Origin of the sequence: Streptomyces sp. NPDC029674, from assembly GCF_044903205.1 — a bacterium.
Lineage (GTDB): Bacteria > Actinomycetota > Actinomycetes > Streptomycetales > Streptomycetaceae > Streptomyces.
In genome coordinates, this window is sequence record NZ_JBJDPY010000007.1 from 190600 (window position 1) to 204070 (window position 13471).

9 protein-coding genes are annotated in these 13471 nt (G+C 72.1%); 2 read left to right on the forward strand and 7 right to left on the reverse strand.

Going from position 1 to position 13471, the window contains the following annotated elements; translation table 11 throughout:
- Window positions 1-58: 58 nt before the first annotated feature.
- On the forward strand, window positions 59-451 hold the full coding sequence (locus ACI2L3_RS18890; RefSeq protein WP_404753475.1) for a hypothetical protein: 393 nt from the start codon (window positions 59-61) through the stop codon (window positions 449-451).
- 43 nt (window positions 452-494) lie between these two features.
- On the opposite strand, the gene ACI2L3_RS18895 is transcribed toward ACI2L3_RS18890, so the two are convergent.
- The 6 genes from ACI2L3_RS18895 to ACI2L3_RS18920 all read right to left on the reverse strand — a co-directional run bounded on the left by ACI2L3_RS18895 (window position 495) and on the right by ACI2L3_RS18920 (window position 8360).
- Entirely contained in the window at window positions 495-1952 is a 1458-nt protein-coding gene (locus ACI2L3_RS18895) for a lysine N(6)-hydroxylase/L-ornithine N(5)-oxygenase family protein (RefSeq protein ID WP_404753476.1), read from the reverse strand.
- Entirely contained in the window at window positions 1949-3352 is a 1404-nt protein-coding gene (locus tag ACI2L3_RS18900; protein WP_404753477.1) for a pyridoxal phosphate-dependent decarboxylase family protein, read from the reverse strand. Before ACI2L3_RS18900 ends, ACI2L3_RS18895 begins: the two co-directional genes overlap by 4 nt.
- Window positions 3353-3504: 152 nt before the next feature.
- Window positions 3505-4365, reverse strand: coding sequence for an SDR family oxidoreductase (locus tag ACI2L3_RS18905; protein ID WP_404753478.1), 861 nt, complete (start codon window positions 4363-4365; stop codon window positions 3505-3507).
- A gap of 130 nt (window positions 4366-4495) precedes the next feature.
- Window positions 4496-7012: an aminopeptidase N gene (gene pepN / locus ACI2L3_RS18910; RefSeq protein WP_404753479.1), complete on the reverse strand. Its 2517-nt coding sequence runs from the start codon at window positions 7010-7012 to the stop codon at window positions 4496-4498.
- A 62-nt stretch (window positions 7013-7074) separates the two neighbouring features.
- Window positions 7075-7440 carry a chorismate mutase gene (locus tag ACI2L3_RS18915; protein ID WP_404753480.1) on the reverse strand — a complete coding sequence of 122 codons (366 nt, stop codon included), beginning with the start codon at window positions 7438-7440 and terminating at the stop codon, window positions 7075-7077.
- An 11-nt stretch (window positions 7441-7451) separates the two neighbouring features.
- Window positions 7452-8360: a helix-turn-helix domain-containing protein gene (locus tag ACI2L3_RS18920; protein ID WP_404753481.1), complete on the reverse strand. Its 909-nt coding sequence runs from the start codon at window positions 8358-8360 to the stop codon at window positions 7452-7454.
- A gap of 146 nt (window positions 8361-8506) precedes the next feature.
- Here ACI2L3_RS18920 and ACI2L3_RS18925 point away from each other — a divergent pair, with 146 nt between their 5' ends.
- Window positions 8507-10252 carry a beta-galactosidase family protein gene (locus ACI2L3_RS18925; protein ID WP_404753482.1) on the forward strand — a complete coding sequence of 582 codons (1746 nt, stop codon included), beginning with the start codon at window positions 8507-8509 and terminating at the stop codon, window positions 10250-10252.
- Window positions 10253-10277: 25 nt separating this feature from the next.
- Here the strand turns inward: ACI2L3_RS18925 and ACI2L3_RS18930 are convergent, their stop codons facing one another.
- Window positions 10278-13382 carry an endo-alpha-N-acetylgalactosaminidase family protein gene (locus ACI2L3_RS18930; RefSeq protein WP_404753483.1) on the reverse strand — a complete coding sequence of 1035 codons (3105 nt, stop codon included), beginning with the start codon at window positions 13380-13382 and terminating at the stop codon, window positions 10278-10280.
- Window positions 13383-13471: the final 89 nt, after the last annotated feature.

Below are 13471 nucleotides of genomic sequence, written 5' to 3' on the forward strand. Positions count from 1 at the left end.
CTTTTCACGGAGGAATATTCGGAGGTGTCGGGGCGCTTGGGGGCGGACAATTCCGGTCATGAACGAGGAACTTGTCGCTGCCCTTGCCCCGGTGCTCCGTGATCTCGACGCCACGTGTGCGGTGCGCCCGGTGGTCCGGGAGGAGCGGGATGACGCGATCGGTGAGTACGTCGTGCTGTACGCGCCGGACGGTTCGGGTGCGGGTCTTGTCGAGCGGTTCGGTGCGGGTGGGGCGGAGCGGACGGCGGACTTCGCGGACCAGGCGCAGGACTGGGCGGTCGAGGCGCTGTGTGCGGAGCTGAAGCCGGCGGTGTGGCCGGAGTGTCCCGCGCACCCCGACTCGCATCCGCTGGAGGCCGGGGTGGTGAGGGGTGTCGCCGTGTGGTCGTGTCCGAAGTCGCGGCGGGTGGTTGCCGCGGTCGGGGAGCTCGGCGGTCCGGTGGGCTCTTGAGGCGTGCCCGGCTCTTGAGGCGCGCCCGGCTCTTGAGGCGTGCTCAGTTCTTGAGGCGTACGAGGTTTCCGCGCTGTTCGCCGATGCGTCCTGCGGCACCGCCGGCACCGGTGTGCTGTTCGGGGCCCTGGAGTCCGAAGCTGGTGAACGCGGTGCGCCGGGGCAGCGGGTAGGGGTTCTTGCCGGTGAGGGTGTTGAGGATGGTGGCGCTGCGCCAGGCGGCGAGGCCGAGGTCGGGGGCGCCGACGCCGTGGGTGTGGCGTTCGGCGTTCTGTACGTAGATGTTGCTGCCGGTGCCGGTGATGGAGGGGTCGAGGACGAGGCGGTACTGCTCGTCGATGCGGGGGCGGGCCGAGGAGTCCTTGCGGATGTAGGGGTCGAGGGCGCCGATGAGCTGGTCGAGGGGGCGTTCGCGGTAGCCGGTGGCGAGGACGACGGCGTCGGTGGTGAGGCGGGAGCGGGTGCCTTGTTGCAGGTGTTCGAGGTGGAGTTCGACGCGGGTGTTGGCGACGCGGCCCGCGGTGCGGACGGAGACGCCGGGGGTGAGGACGGCGTCGGGCCAGCCGCCGTGGAGGGTGCGGCGGTAGAGCTCGTCGTGGATGGCGGTGATGGTGTCGGCGTCGATGCCTTTGTGGAGTTGCCATTGGTGGGGGACGAGTCCGTCGCGTACGGCTTCGGGGAGGGCGTGGAAGTAGCGGGTGTAGTCGGGGGTGAAGTGTTCGAGGCCGAGCTTGGAGTACTCCATGGGGGCGAAGGCCTCGGTGCGGGCGAGCCAGTGGATCTTCTCGTGTCCGGCGGGGCGGGCGCGGAGCAGGTCGAGGAAGATCTCGGCGCCGGACTGGCCCGAGCCGATGACGGTGATGTGGTCGGCGGTGAGCAGGGTTTCGCGGTGGTCGAGGTAGTCGGCGGAGTGGATGACGGGGACGGTGGGGGCTTCGGCGAGGGGTTTGAGGGGTTCGGGGATGTGGGGGGCGGTGCCGATGCCCAGGGCGATGTTCTTGGTGTAGGTGCGGCCGAGGGCTTCGGCTTCGCCGTCGGTGTCGAGCTGGGTGTAGTCGACTTCGAAGACGTCGCGTTCGGGGTTCCAGCGGACGGCGTCGATCTGGTGGCGGAAGTGGAGGGCGGGGAGGTTTTCGCTGACCCAGCGGCAGTAGGCGTCGTATTCGGCGCGTTGGATGTGGAAGCGCTCGGCGAAGTAGAAGGGGAAGAGCCGTTCGCGGGTCTTGAGGTAGTTGAGGAAGGACCAGGGGTTGGCGGGGTCGGCGAGGGTGACGAGGTCGGCGAGGAAGGGGACTTGGAGGGTGGCGCCGTCGATGAGGAGTCCGGGGTGCCAGTGGAAGGCGGGTTGTTGTTCGTAGAAGGCGGTGTCGAGTCCGTCGAGGGGGTGGGCGAGGGCGGCGAGGGAGAGGTTGAAGGGGCCGATGCCGATGCCGACGAGGTCGCGGGGGTCTTCGGGGGTGGTGAGCGGCCGGGGGCCGGGGTGGTCGGGGGTGCCGGTCATCGGGGGATGGTTCCTTCCACGAGCTTGAGGAGGGCGGTGAGGTCTTCGGGGCGGGTGTGGGGGTTGAGGAGGGTGGCTTTGAGCCAGCGGCGTCCTTCGAGGTCGGCGCGGCCGAGGACGGCGGTGCCTTCGGTGAGGAGTCGCCTTCGTACGTGGGCGATGTGGTCGTCGGTGGCGCCGGTGGGGCGGAACAGGACGGTGCTGATGGTGGGGGTGTCGTAGAGCTCGAAGGCGGGGTGGGCCCGGATCTGCTCGGCGAACTCGCGCGCCAGGTCGCAGACTTGGTCGACGAGGGCGCCGAGTCCGGTGCGGCCGAGGGTTCTGAGGGTGACGGCGATCTTGAGTACGTCGGGGCGTCGGGTGGTGCGCAGGGAGCGGCCGAGGAGGTCGGGGAGGCCCGCGTCGGTGTCGTCGTCGGCGTTGAGGTAGTCGGCGCGGTGGTTCAGGGCGTGGAGGTCCGCGGGGTCGCGGGCGGCGAGGAGTCCCGCAGCGGCGGGCTGCCAGCCGAGTTTGTGCAGGTCGAGGGTGACGGTGTCGGCGCGGTCGATGCCGCGCAGCTGTGCTTTGCGGGTGTCGCTGAAGAGGAGGCCGCCGCCGTACGCGGCGTCGACGTGGAGGCGGGCGCCGTGGGCGTGGCAGATGTCGGCGATGTCGTCGAGGGGGTCGATGAGGCCGGCGTCGGTGGTGCCCGCGGTGGCGGCGACGAGGCGGGTGCCGGGTGGGCCGCCGAGTTCGGTGAGGGCTTCGTCGAGGGCTGCGGGGTCGAGAGTGCCTGCGGGGGCGGGCACGGTGACGGGTTCGGGCAGGCCGAGGAGCCAGGCGGCGCGGGTGAGGGAGTGGTGGGCGTTCTCACCGGTGAGGAGGCGCAGCGTGCCGTGGCCGGCGGGGGCTTCGCGGGCGAGGAGGAGGGCGAGCTGGTTGGCTTCGGTGCCGCCGGTGGTGATGAGGGCGTCGCCGCCGTCGTGGATCTCGGCGGCGAGTGCGCGGGTGACGAGGGTTTCGAGTGCGGTCGCGGCGGGTGCCTGGTCCCAGGAGTCCATGGAGGGGTTGAGGGCGGACGCGGCCAGGTCGGCGGCCGCGGCGACGGCGAGGGGCGGGCAGTGCAGGTGGGCGGCGCAGAGGGGTTCCGCGGGGTCGGCGGCGCCTTCGGTGAGGGTGTGGACGAGGGTGCGCAGGGCGGTCTCGGGGTCGGTGCCGTGCTCGGGGAGGACGGGTTCGACGGCGGCGCGGACGCGGTCGGTGACGGCTTGGGGGCCGCCCGCGGGGAGGGGGCCGCCGCGGGCGGTGGCTCCTTCGCGGAGGGCGTCGAGCGCGGCGGCGAGCAACGGCCGCAGGGCGTCGGGGCCTTGGGCGCCGCCGGCGAGGGGCGGCGGGGTGCGCGGGGTGCTCGGGGTTCTCATCGGAGAGGGAGTCCTTCGGGTGCGCGCGTACAGGGGCACCAGCCTGTACGGCGCGCGGACGGTGCGCCCGAATACCTCGGCGATCCGAACCCGAAAGTGGTACTGCCGTGCGGAGAAAACGTGTGGGGATGCCTTGAGTGCTAAGGCAGCCCTCAGTGCGCGGTGCTGAAGTCGTCCTTGTGGTCCAGTGCCCACTCCTCGAAGGTGCGGGCGGGCCTGCCGGTGACGGTTTCGACGGTGGTGGTGATCTCCGGCCGGACGCCGACGGTCTCGCCGAAGGAGCGGAGGACGGCGGGCAGCATCTGCGGTGGTACGTGCGGGAAGAGGTCGGGCTCGACCTGCTCCGGGGGTACGTCGACGAAGCGGAGGGTGCGGCCGATCGCGGCGCCGATGGCGTGGATCTGCTCCTCCGTGGAGATCGCCCGGGGTCCGGTGAGGCGGTGGACGGCGCCTTCGTGTCCGTCGTCGAGGAAAGCGCGGGCCGCGACGGCGGCGATGTCGGCCTCGTGGATGGGGGCGGTCATGGCGCCGGGGAAGGGGCCGCGGACGGTGTCGCCGGAGCGGATCTGGGGTGCCCACTGGAAGGCGTTGGTGGCGAAGGCGTTGGGGCGCAGGAAGGTCCTGCCGAGGCCGCTGTCGCGTACGTGCTGTTCCAGTCGGGCGTGGTGGACGTAGAGGGGGTGGGTGGGGTCGGCGCCGTCCTGGATGATGCCGGAGGAGAGGAAGACGACGTGCCGGACGCCCTGCGCGCGGGCGGCTTCGAGGAGTGCGGGGGTGTGCGCGCCGGCGGCCTGGGCGTGCAGGAAGAGGCCGGTGGCGCCGTCGAACAGCGGGGCGAGGTCGGCGGGTTCGGGCCGGTCGCCGGAGAGGTCGAGGCGGGCGATGTCGGCTTCGGCGGGGAGGTCGGCGCGCTGCGGGGAGCGAGTCAGGGCGCGTACGGGGGTGTTGTGGGCGGTGAGTTGGGCGACGAGGGCGCTGCCCACGTTGCCGGTGGCTCCGGTGACGACGATCACGGGTGGCTCCTTGTGGTCCGGTCTGCTCCGGACTGCTCCGGACTGCTCCAGTCCTGGGGGGCCGGTCCGGTGGGTCCGGCCCGGCGTTTGATCAACGTCGGGCCGGTCACGGCGTGTTCCAGGGGCCGCGTCAGTCCTGGTGTGCTCCTTGCCGGACGCGCAGGGCGCGTGCCAGGTCGTCGAGCTGGTCGGTGAGCTTGCGGCGCAGGGCGGGGGTGGGTTCGGCGTCGCGGAGGCACTGTTCGCCGAGGCGGAGTGTCTCTGCGTCCACGAAGGGTGCGGGGAAGGCGTGGCGTCCCGCGGCTTCGGCCATGGCGGTTCCGCGGCGGGCGGCGAGGGCGACGGCGTCTTCGTAGTAGCGGGGGATGTACTCCCGTACGAGGTCGGCCTGTTCGGGTTGCCAGAAGCCCTGGGCGGTGGCGGTGAAGAGGTAGTTGGACAGGTCGTCGGAGCCGAACATGGCGTCCCAGGCGGCGCGTTTGGCGGCGGCGTCGGGCAGTGCGGCGCGGCAGCGGGCGGCGCCTTCCTGGCCGGTGGCGCTCGGGTCCCGCCGCAGTTCGGCGGCGATGGTGTCCTCGTCGGTCGCGTCGAGGACGGCGAGCCTGGCGAGGACGCGCCAGCGCAGCTCGGGGTCGAGTTCGGGTCCGCCGGGCACGGTGCCTTCGGCGAGCCAGGCCTGGAGGGGTGCCTCCTGGGTGGCGACGTCGATGAAGCCGCGGACGGCGGTGAGGCGCAGGCCGGGGTTGGAGCCGTCCTCGGTGCGGCGGATCAGGTCGCGGCAGAGTTCGCCGAGGAGGGCGAGGGCGGCGGGCCGCTGTCCGGGGGTGGCGTAGCGGTCGGTGATGTGGACGGTGGCGAAGTCGAGGACGCCCTGGACGAGGGCGAGGTCGGTCTCTTCGGGGAGGTGGGTGCGGGCGGCCCGGAGGTAGGTGGCCGTGTCGAGTTCGCCGTCGCGGACCATGTCGCGGAGGCTGTTCCACAGGACGGCGCGGGTGAGGGCGTCGGGGATGCCGGAGAGGTCGCGCAGGGCGGTTTCCCGGGAGTGGTCGTCGAGGCGGATCTTGGCGTAGGTGAGGTCCTGGTCGTTGGGGACGATCAGGGCGGGGCGGCCGCCGTCGCGCGGGGTGTCGGGTCCGGTGGCGGGGACGTCCGTCTCGAAGCGTTCGCGCAGGACGAGGCCGCGGCCGCCGGCGAGGTCGCGGTCGTAGACGCCGACGGCGACGCGGTGGGGGCGGCCGCCGTCGTGGTCCAGGCTGAGCGTCCATTCGCGTCCGGCGTGGGTGACCTTGGGGGTGAGGGTGTCGACGCCGGTGGTGCGCAGCCAGGCGTCGGCCCAGGCGTGGACGTCGCGGTCGGTGGCGTGGGCGAGGGAGTCGATGAAGTCGGCGAGGGTGGCGTTGCCGAACTTGTGGCGTGCGAAGTGGGTGTTGATGCCGGCGAGGAAGTCCTTCTCGCCGAGCCAGGCGACGAGCTGGCGCAGGGCGCCGGCTCCCTTGGCGTACGAGATGCCGTCGAAGTTGAGCATCGCGGAGGCGGTGTCGGGGACGGCGTCGGGGTCGGGGGCGACGGGGTGGGTGGAGGGGCGCTGGTCGGCGTCGTATCCCCAGGGTTTGCGGGCGACACCGAAGGCGGTCCAGGGGTCCTTGAAGCGGGTGGCTTCGGCGGTGGTCTGGAAGCCCATGTACTCGGCGAAGGACTCGTTGAGCCAGATGTCGTCCCACCAGCGGAGGGTGACGAGGTCGCCGAACCACATGTGGGCCATCTCGTGGGCGATGACCATGGCGCGGGTCTGGCGTTCGGTGTCGGTGACGGCGGAGCGGTAGAGGAATTCGTCGCGGAAGGTGACGAGTCCGGGGTTCTCCATGGCGCCCGCGTTGAATTCGGGGACGAACGCCTGGTCGTAGGAGTCGAAGGGGTAGGGCTCGTCGAACTTCTCGTGGTAGCGGTCGTAGCAGGCGCGGGTGATGTCGAGGATTTCGTCGGCGTCGGCGTCCATGGCGGGGGCGAGGGAGCGCCGGCAGTGGATGCCGAAGGGCAGGCCGCGGTGTTCGGTGCGCACGGAGTGCCAGGGGCCTGCGGCGACGGCGACGAGGTAGGTGGAGATGAGCGGGGTGGCGGCGGCCCGCCACTGCCCGTCGCCGAGGTGCTCGGTCACGCCGTTGGCGAGGACGGTCCAGTTCTCGGGGGCGGTGACGGTGAGCTCGAAGACGGCCTTCAGGTCGGGCTGGTCGAAGGCGGCGAAGACGCGCTGCACGTCTTCCATGAAGAGCTGGGTGTAGGTGTACGTCTCGCCGTCGGTGGGGTCGGTGAAGCGGTGCATGCCCTCGCCGGTGCGGGAGTAGCGCATGGTGGCGTCGACGCGCAGTTCGTGCTCGCCGGCGGTGAGGCCGTGGAGCGCGAGGCGGTTGTCTGCGAGGTCGGCCGCGTTCAGGGGGTGCCCGTCGAGGGTGACGGAGCGCAGCTCGGCGGGCTTGAGCTCGACGAAGGTGTCGCCCTGGGTGCGGGCGCTGAACCGGATGGCGGTCCGGGAGTCGAAGGTGTCGCGGGCGGGGTCGGCCGCCCGGGACAGATCGAGCTCGACCGTGTACCGGTGGACGTCGATGAGCTGGGCACGGGTCTGCGCTTCGTCGCGCGTCAGTACGGGCATGGGGACATGCTGCCCGATGGTGCGGGGGCGGGTGTAGGACTCCCCCTGTCGGAGCGGGGGCGTCAGGCGGACTTGGCGATGGTCTCGTGGTGGCGGATGACCTCGGCGATGATGAAGTTGAGCAGCTTCTCGGCGAAGGCGGGGTCGAGCTTGGCGCTCTCGGCGAGTTCGCGCAGGCGGGCGATCTGGCGGGACTCGCGGGAGGGGTCGGCGGGCGGCAGGTGGTGCTGGGCCTTGAGGTGGCCGACCTGCTGGGTGCATTTGAAGCGTTCGGCGAGCATGTGGACGACGGCGGCGTCGATGTTGTCGATGCTGTCGCGCAGCCGGGACAGCTCGGCGCGCACGGCGTCGTCGGTCGCCGTGGAGGAGCCGGCGGGGGCGTTCGTACCGTTCAGGCCGTTGTCGTCACTGGTGTGGCTGGTGGTCATGGGCCACGAGCCTACGTTGCCGGTGGGGGCCCGCTCGCGGCGGAAGAGCGCAAAATCGGTGGGTGGTCGGGGTCGGGCACCTGGTGCGACCAGCCGCCGGGGACGGCCCTTCCCTGCTGTTCGCGGAAGCGGACGGGGGCCATGCCGACGCGCCGGGTGAAAAGGCGTGAAAAGTACGCCGGGTCGTCGTAGCCGACGCGGCGCGCGACGGCGGCGACGGGCAGTTCGGTGGCGGCGAGGAGTTCCTTGGCGCGGCCCAGGCGGATGCCGAGGAGGTAGTCCTTGGGGCTGCATCCGGCGCCGCGCCGCACGGCGGTGCGCAGTTCGGCGGGGGTCATGCCGTGCCGGGCCGCGTGCTCGGCGACGGACAGGGTCTTGAAGGCGTCGCGGGCGAGGGCCTGGAGGACGGGGTCGCCGTCGGGGGCGATGTCGGCGCGGGCGCGGCGCAGGGCGACGAGGAGTTCGTGGACGGCGGCGCCGGTCTCCACTTCCAGGAGGGGGTTGCCGCGCCGGGCCGCGCGGGCGATGCGGGCGACGACGCCGCGGGCGCCGGCCGCGTCGGAGAGCGGTACGACGGGGCGGCCGGGTTCGATGTAGCCGAGTTCGGTGTACGTGGCGGTGGCGGGTCCGGTGAAGTCGACGAAGCACTCGTCCCAGCCGGTGTCGGGGTCGGGCCCGTAGTGGTGGCGTACGCCGGGGGTGAGCCAGATGAGGGCGGGCGCGGTCACGGTGGTGCGGCGGCCGTCGGGGCCGCGGAACCAGCCGCCGCCGGAGCTGATGACGACGGCGACGTGGTGGTCGAGGGTGCGGGGTCCGACGGTGGGCAGGAGGCCGTGCTGGAGGCCGACCCCGAGGCAGGCGAGGCCGAGCTTGTGGTGGGACGGGCTGGGGGTGAAATACCGCATCCATGTGTGGTACATCCGCTTCCGCCCCTTTCGTCCGGGCGCGGGCCCTCGTCGGGGCGCCGGCCCGCTCCTTGCGTCCAACCGGGCTCGATCTTTGTCCATGGACCCCGCCCCCCGCCAGAGGTGATCGTGGGCGAGCGGTGTGTGAGCGAGAGGACACGATGGACGGGTTCAGGGTCGGCGAGGACGATTTCGAGCTGGACGGGCGGCCGGTGCGGCTGCTCTCCGGAGCGCTGCACTACTTCCGGGTGCACGAGGCGCAGTGGGGCCACCGCCTGGCGATGCTGCGGGCGATGGGCCTCAACTGCGTGGAGACGTACGTCCCGTGGAACCTGCACGAGCCGCGCCCCGGCACGTACCGCGACGTGGAGGCCGTGGGCCGGTTCCTGGACGCGGCGCACGAGGCGGGCCTGTGGGCGATCGTCCGGCCGGGCCCCTACATCTGCGCGGAGTGGGAGAACGGCGGGCTGCCGCACTGGCTGACGGGGGCGGTCGGGGCCCGCGCACGAACCAGGGACGAGGAGTATCTCGGGCATGTGAACCGCTGGTTCCACCGGCTGCTGCCGCAGGTCGTGGCGCGCCAGGAGAGCCGCGGCGGCCCCGTGATCATGGTGCAGGTCGAGAACGAGTACGGCAGCTACGGCTCGGACCAGGTGTACCTGCGCCACCTGGCGGACCTGCTCCGCGCCGAGGGCGTGACCGTGCCCCTGTTCACCTCGGACGGCCCCGAGGACCACATGCTGACCGGCGGCTCGATCCCGGGTGTCCTGGCGACGGCCAACTTCGGGTCGGGGGCGCGCGGCGCCTTCGAGAAGCTCCGCGAGCACCGCCCCGGGGGGCCGCTGATGTGCATGGAGTTCTGGTGCGGCTGGTTCGACCACTGGGGCGCGGAGCACGTCGTACGGGACGCCGACGACGCGGCGGCGGCGCTGCGCGAGATCCTGGAGTGCGGGGCTTCGGTGAACCTGTACATGGCACACGGCGGCACGAACTTCGCGGGCTGGGCGGGCGCCAACCGGGGCGGCGGCCCGCTGCACGACGGCGAGCTCCAGCCGGACGTCACCTCGTACGACTACGACGCGCCCGTCGACGAGTCCGGCCGCGCCACACCGAAGTTCTGGGCGTTCCGAAAGGTCCTCGCCGAGTACGCCTCCACTCCCCCGCCGCAGCCGCCCCCGCCCCTGCCGTCGCTGGCCGAGCCCGCGTCGGCGGCGCTCCCCACCTGGTCCTCCCTGGACGCGGTCCTGGACGTCCTGGGCACCCCGGAGTCGGAGCACCCGGTCCCTCCCACCTTCGAGGACCTGGACGTGGACCGCGGCCTGGTCCGCTACGCGGTGACGGTGCCGGGCCCGCGCGAGCCGTACCCGCTGACCGTGCGCGGCCTGCGTGACCGGGCGGTGGCGTACGTCGACGGCGACCGGGCGGGCGTCCTCACGGAGGACACCCCGACCCTGCCCGCCCCGGTCGCCGGGCACGCGCGCGTGGAGCTGTGGGTGGAGTCCCTGGGCCGGGTCAACTACGGCCCCCGCACGGGCGAGCCCAAGGGCATCACCGGCGGCATCCTGCACGAGCGGCAGTACCTGCACGGGGTGCGGGCCCGCGCCCTGCGCCTGGACGCGTTCGACGTGCTGTCGGCGGTACGGGAGCTCCCCGCGACCGGCGCCGGGAACGGCCGCCCCGGCCTGTACCGGGGCGTCATCGAGATCGGGACCCCCGGTGACGCCTTCCTGGACCTCCCCGGCTGGACGCGCGGCTTCGCGTGGCTGAACGGCTTCAACCTGGGCCGCTACTGGTCGGCGGGCCCGCAGACGTCGCTGTATGTGCCGGGGCCGGTGCTGCGGGCGGGGGCTAACGAGGTGTGGGTGCTGGAGCTGGAGGAGGGCGGGGAGCGGGTCGGGCTGGTGTGACCCCCTCCCAGGCCTCCCGTGCCTCTCAGACCTCGCGGACCTCGAACGCGTCGAGGACGAACTCCGCCTTCCCGTCGTCGCCGGTCTTGCGCAGGCCGACCCAGGCCTCGCCCTCCGCGGGGGCGGTGAACTCGTACGTGAACGTGGTCGGTTCGGTGGCGGTCGGCAGGTTCTTGCGGTCGAGTTCGTGGGGCGCGGGGGTGTCGACCGCGGTGATCCAGGCGTACTGGTCCGCCTTCTCGTTCTCGTGGCGGAAGGAGACGCGGTAGCGCTTGCCGGGGGTGAAGCGGACGGTGTGCGGGACCGTGCGGTAGACGAGGCCCTTGTTCTCGCCTCGGGACTTGAGGGAGTTCGTGCCGTCGATGACGTCGTCGATCGTCTTGCCGTTCCAGCCGCGCTGGGTGTACGGGGCGTGGCGCTGGGCGATATGGGTGCGCGGGTCGGTGGCGCCGCCCGCGTCGCCCTTCACGAAGGGGCCCCAGCCCTGGGGGACGTGTTCGAAGTCCTCGTGGACGAGGGTGGCGCGGGGCTGCTTGGTGGGGCGGCGGGTCGCGACGACGCGTACGTTGTCGAAGCGCACGCGCGCGTCACCCGCCGCGGCTCGCAGGGTCAGTTCGGCCGTGCCCCCGCCCTCGGGGACGGTGAAGTACGTGAACATGCGCTGGAACCGGCTGCCGTGCTTGCGGTCGGCGGCCACGTAGTTAACCGCGGTGGACGTCTCGGTGAAGTTGGCGGCGGTGATGCCGTCGGCGGTGCGCACCTCCAGGGATGCCTTGCGCCGCTCCCCCGGCTTCTCGCCGACCTCGACCTGTACGGAGGCGACGTACGTGCCGGCTTTCAGGCGGGCGAGGCGTTGGCCCACGGACGCGGCGCCGCCCGCGCCGATGACCAGTTCGTGGTCGCCGAGCGCGCTGAGCTTCACGGCGGCGGGGCCGCTGACCTTCCAGCCCTTGAGGGAGCCGGAGTGGAAGCCCGGGTCGTGCAGCGGGGTGCCCTGGCCCCACTTCGGGTCGGGCAGGGCCGCGGCGCGCTCGCGGTAGAGGACGTAGGGCTGCTTCGGCTCCGCCTTGAGCGTGACTTTTCCGCCCGCTACGGAGACGTACGACTCGAAGACCCTCCCCTGGTCGGTGAGCCGGTAGAGCGCCACTCTGGAGCGGCGTGCCCAGGCGCGCGGGAGCCGCCAACTGCTGCTGCCGCCAGCCGGGTTGTAGTGGTACAGCTTGGCGGGATCGTGTGCCTTGCGGGGCTCCCAGGGCAGGAGGTAGCGGCCGTCTTCGTAGACGACGTTTCCGTCGGTGGTGATGCGTCGCCCGCCGGAGGAGTCGGAGACCGTCGTCGCTCCGGACCTGCCGTCTCCGAAGAAGGCGATCTCGTGCTCGCCCCAGCTCTTGATGGGGTACGCCTGGAGGTACTTCGCGGGCAGGGAGTGGGTCCAGATGAGGTCGTAGAAGGCGTGCCAGTCGGTCTTGCCGACCCAGCCCTCGAAGTTGCCCATGCGGGCGATGCCGAGAAGGGTGGGCCACTTGTCGGCGAAGACGTCCTTCTGGTGGTTGCGGATGAAGCGGATGAGGCGGGAGTTGATGCCGCGCGAGGTGTCGCCGCCGTAGTCGGGTTCGGTGGCCCAGTGCGACCAGACGGCCGACCGTTCGAAGCCGTGGCCCCACTCCGTGGTGACCGTCCAGCCCTGTTGGCGCAGGGCGCGCTGGAGGCGGTCGGAGGTCCAGCCGGATTCGCGGAACACGTCGATGTAGAGGGCGTGCAGGCCGGTGTCGGTCTGGGCGCGCAGATCGGCGAAGCGCTTGACGATGTCGCCGGAGACCAGGTCGCGGCGCTGGTCGATGCGGTAGCTCTGGTCGAGCCAGTCCCACTGCTCGTTGCTCTTGTCGACGAGCTTCTCGGAGAAGGCGTGCGCGACGGGGTAGGACTCGGTGGCGTTGACGTGCACGCTGAAGTCGCTGTTCCACTTCTTGCCCTCGTGGACCAGGGTGTTGAGGTCGTCGAGGCCGCCCGCGCGCGTGTTGTAGTTGTCCGCGTAGTCGGGGTGGGCGGAGTCGTGGCCCTCGGACTGGTAGCCCTTGAGGAGCGTGTACTGGCGCAGCCCGTCAGTCGCCAGGTGGATCCGCTTGACGTCGTCGAGCGTGGCGAGGAACGGGTTGGTGGCCTGCGAGGCGAAGTTGAACGGGATGTGCGGGACGACCCGCAGATGCTGCTCGTCGGCGCCGAGCGGGTTCACCATGATGTCGCGGAAGGCGATCGCGGCGTCCTGCCAGTCGACCTTGCCGTCGCCGTTGCGGTCGCCGGTGATGACGACGGTGGCGTACGGGAGGGGTTCGGTGGCGTCGACGGGTGCGGTCGCGGCGCGGTGGGTCCACTGTCCCGGCGTCAACCGGGCCTCTACGTAGTCGCCTGTTCTCACTGTCTCGCGCCACAGGCGGCCGTTGTCCCAGGTGGTGCCTGCCTCGGAGGTGGGCTTGTCGTAGACGGTGTTCGTCTCGACGGCGCCGCCGAGTCCGTCGTGCGCGACGACGGCGTAGGCGCAGCCGGTGGGCCGCTCGGCGGGGGTGTCGGCGGCGGGCCGGACGAGGGTGTCGCCGCTCTTGGCCTTGTCGAGCTGCACCCTGGCGGCGAGGAGGGCGGCGCCGGGCTGGTCGCTGCGTACGGAGAGGAGGGCGAGCCCGGGGACGCGCAGGGTGCCGACCCGCAGCGCGTCGGTGTCCGCGATCCTCGTGACGCGCCAGTGGACCTGCCGGCCCTCGACGGAGATCTCGACGTCGATCCGGGTGCCTCCCTCGAAGGCGAGCACATACGCGGCGCGCGTCCGGCCCATCGTGACGGTGACCTCCGGAGTGTGCTCCTTCTCGTCGATCAGGACGGTGGTGACGGCGTCCGCGCGGCCGTGCAGCACGGCGCCGCTCCCGCGGTCGGTGTACGAGACGACGCGCGGGAAGGCGGTGGCGACGCGCACGTCCAGGTCGGCGGAGCGCAGGACCACCTCGTCGGCGAGGGGCCCGGCCGGGGCGCCCTTGGCGAAAGCGTTGCCGCCCGCCCCCACAGCGACCCCCAACCCGGCGATCGCGCCCGTCGCGACCACTGCTCTGCGGCTCGGCCCGGACGTCTCTGACGGCAGCATGCGGCACCCCTCGCCTTGGACGGAATTCGTGCCGCTCACCATGCGCCGGGCGGGACGAACGCGCCCATGGACAAAGGAGGGGCAGGTGT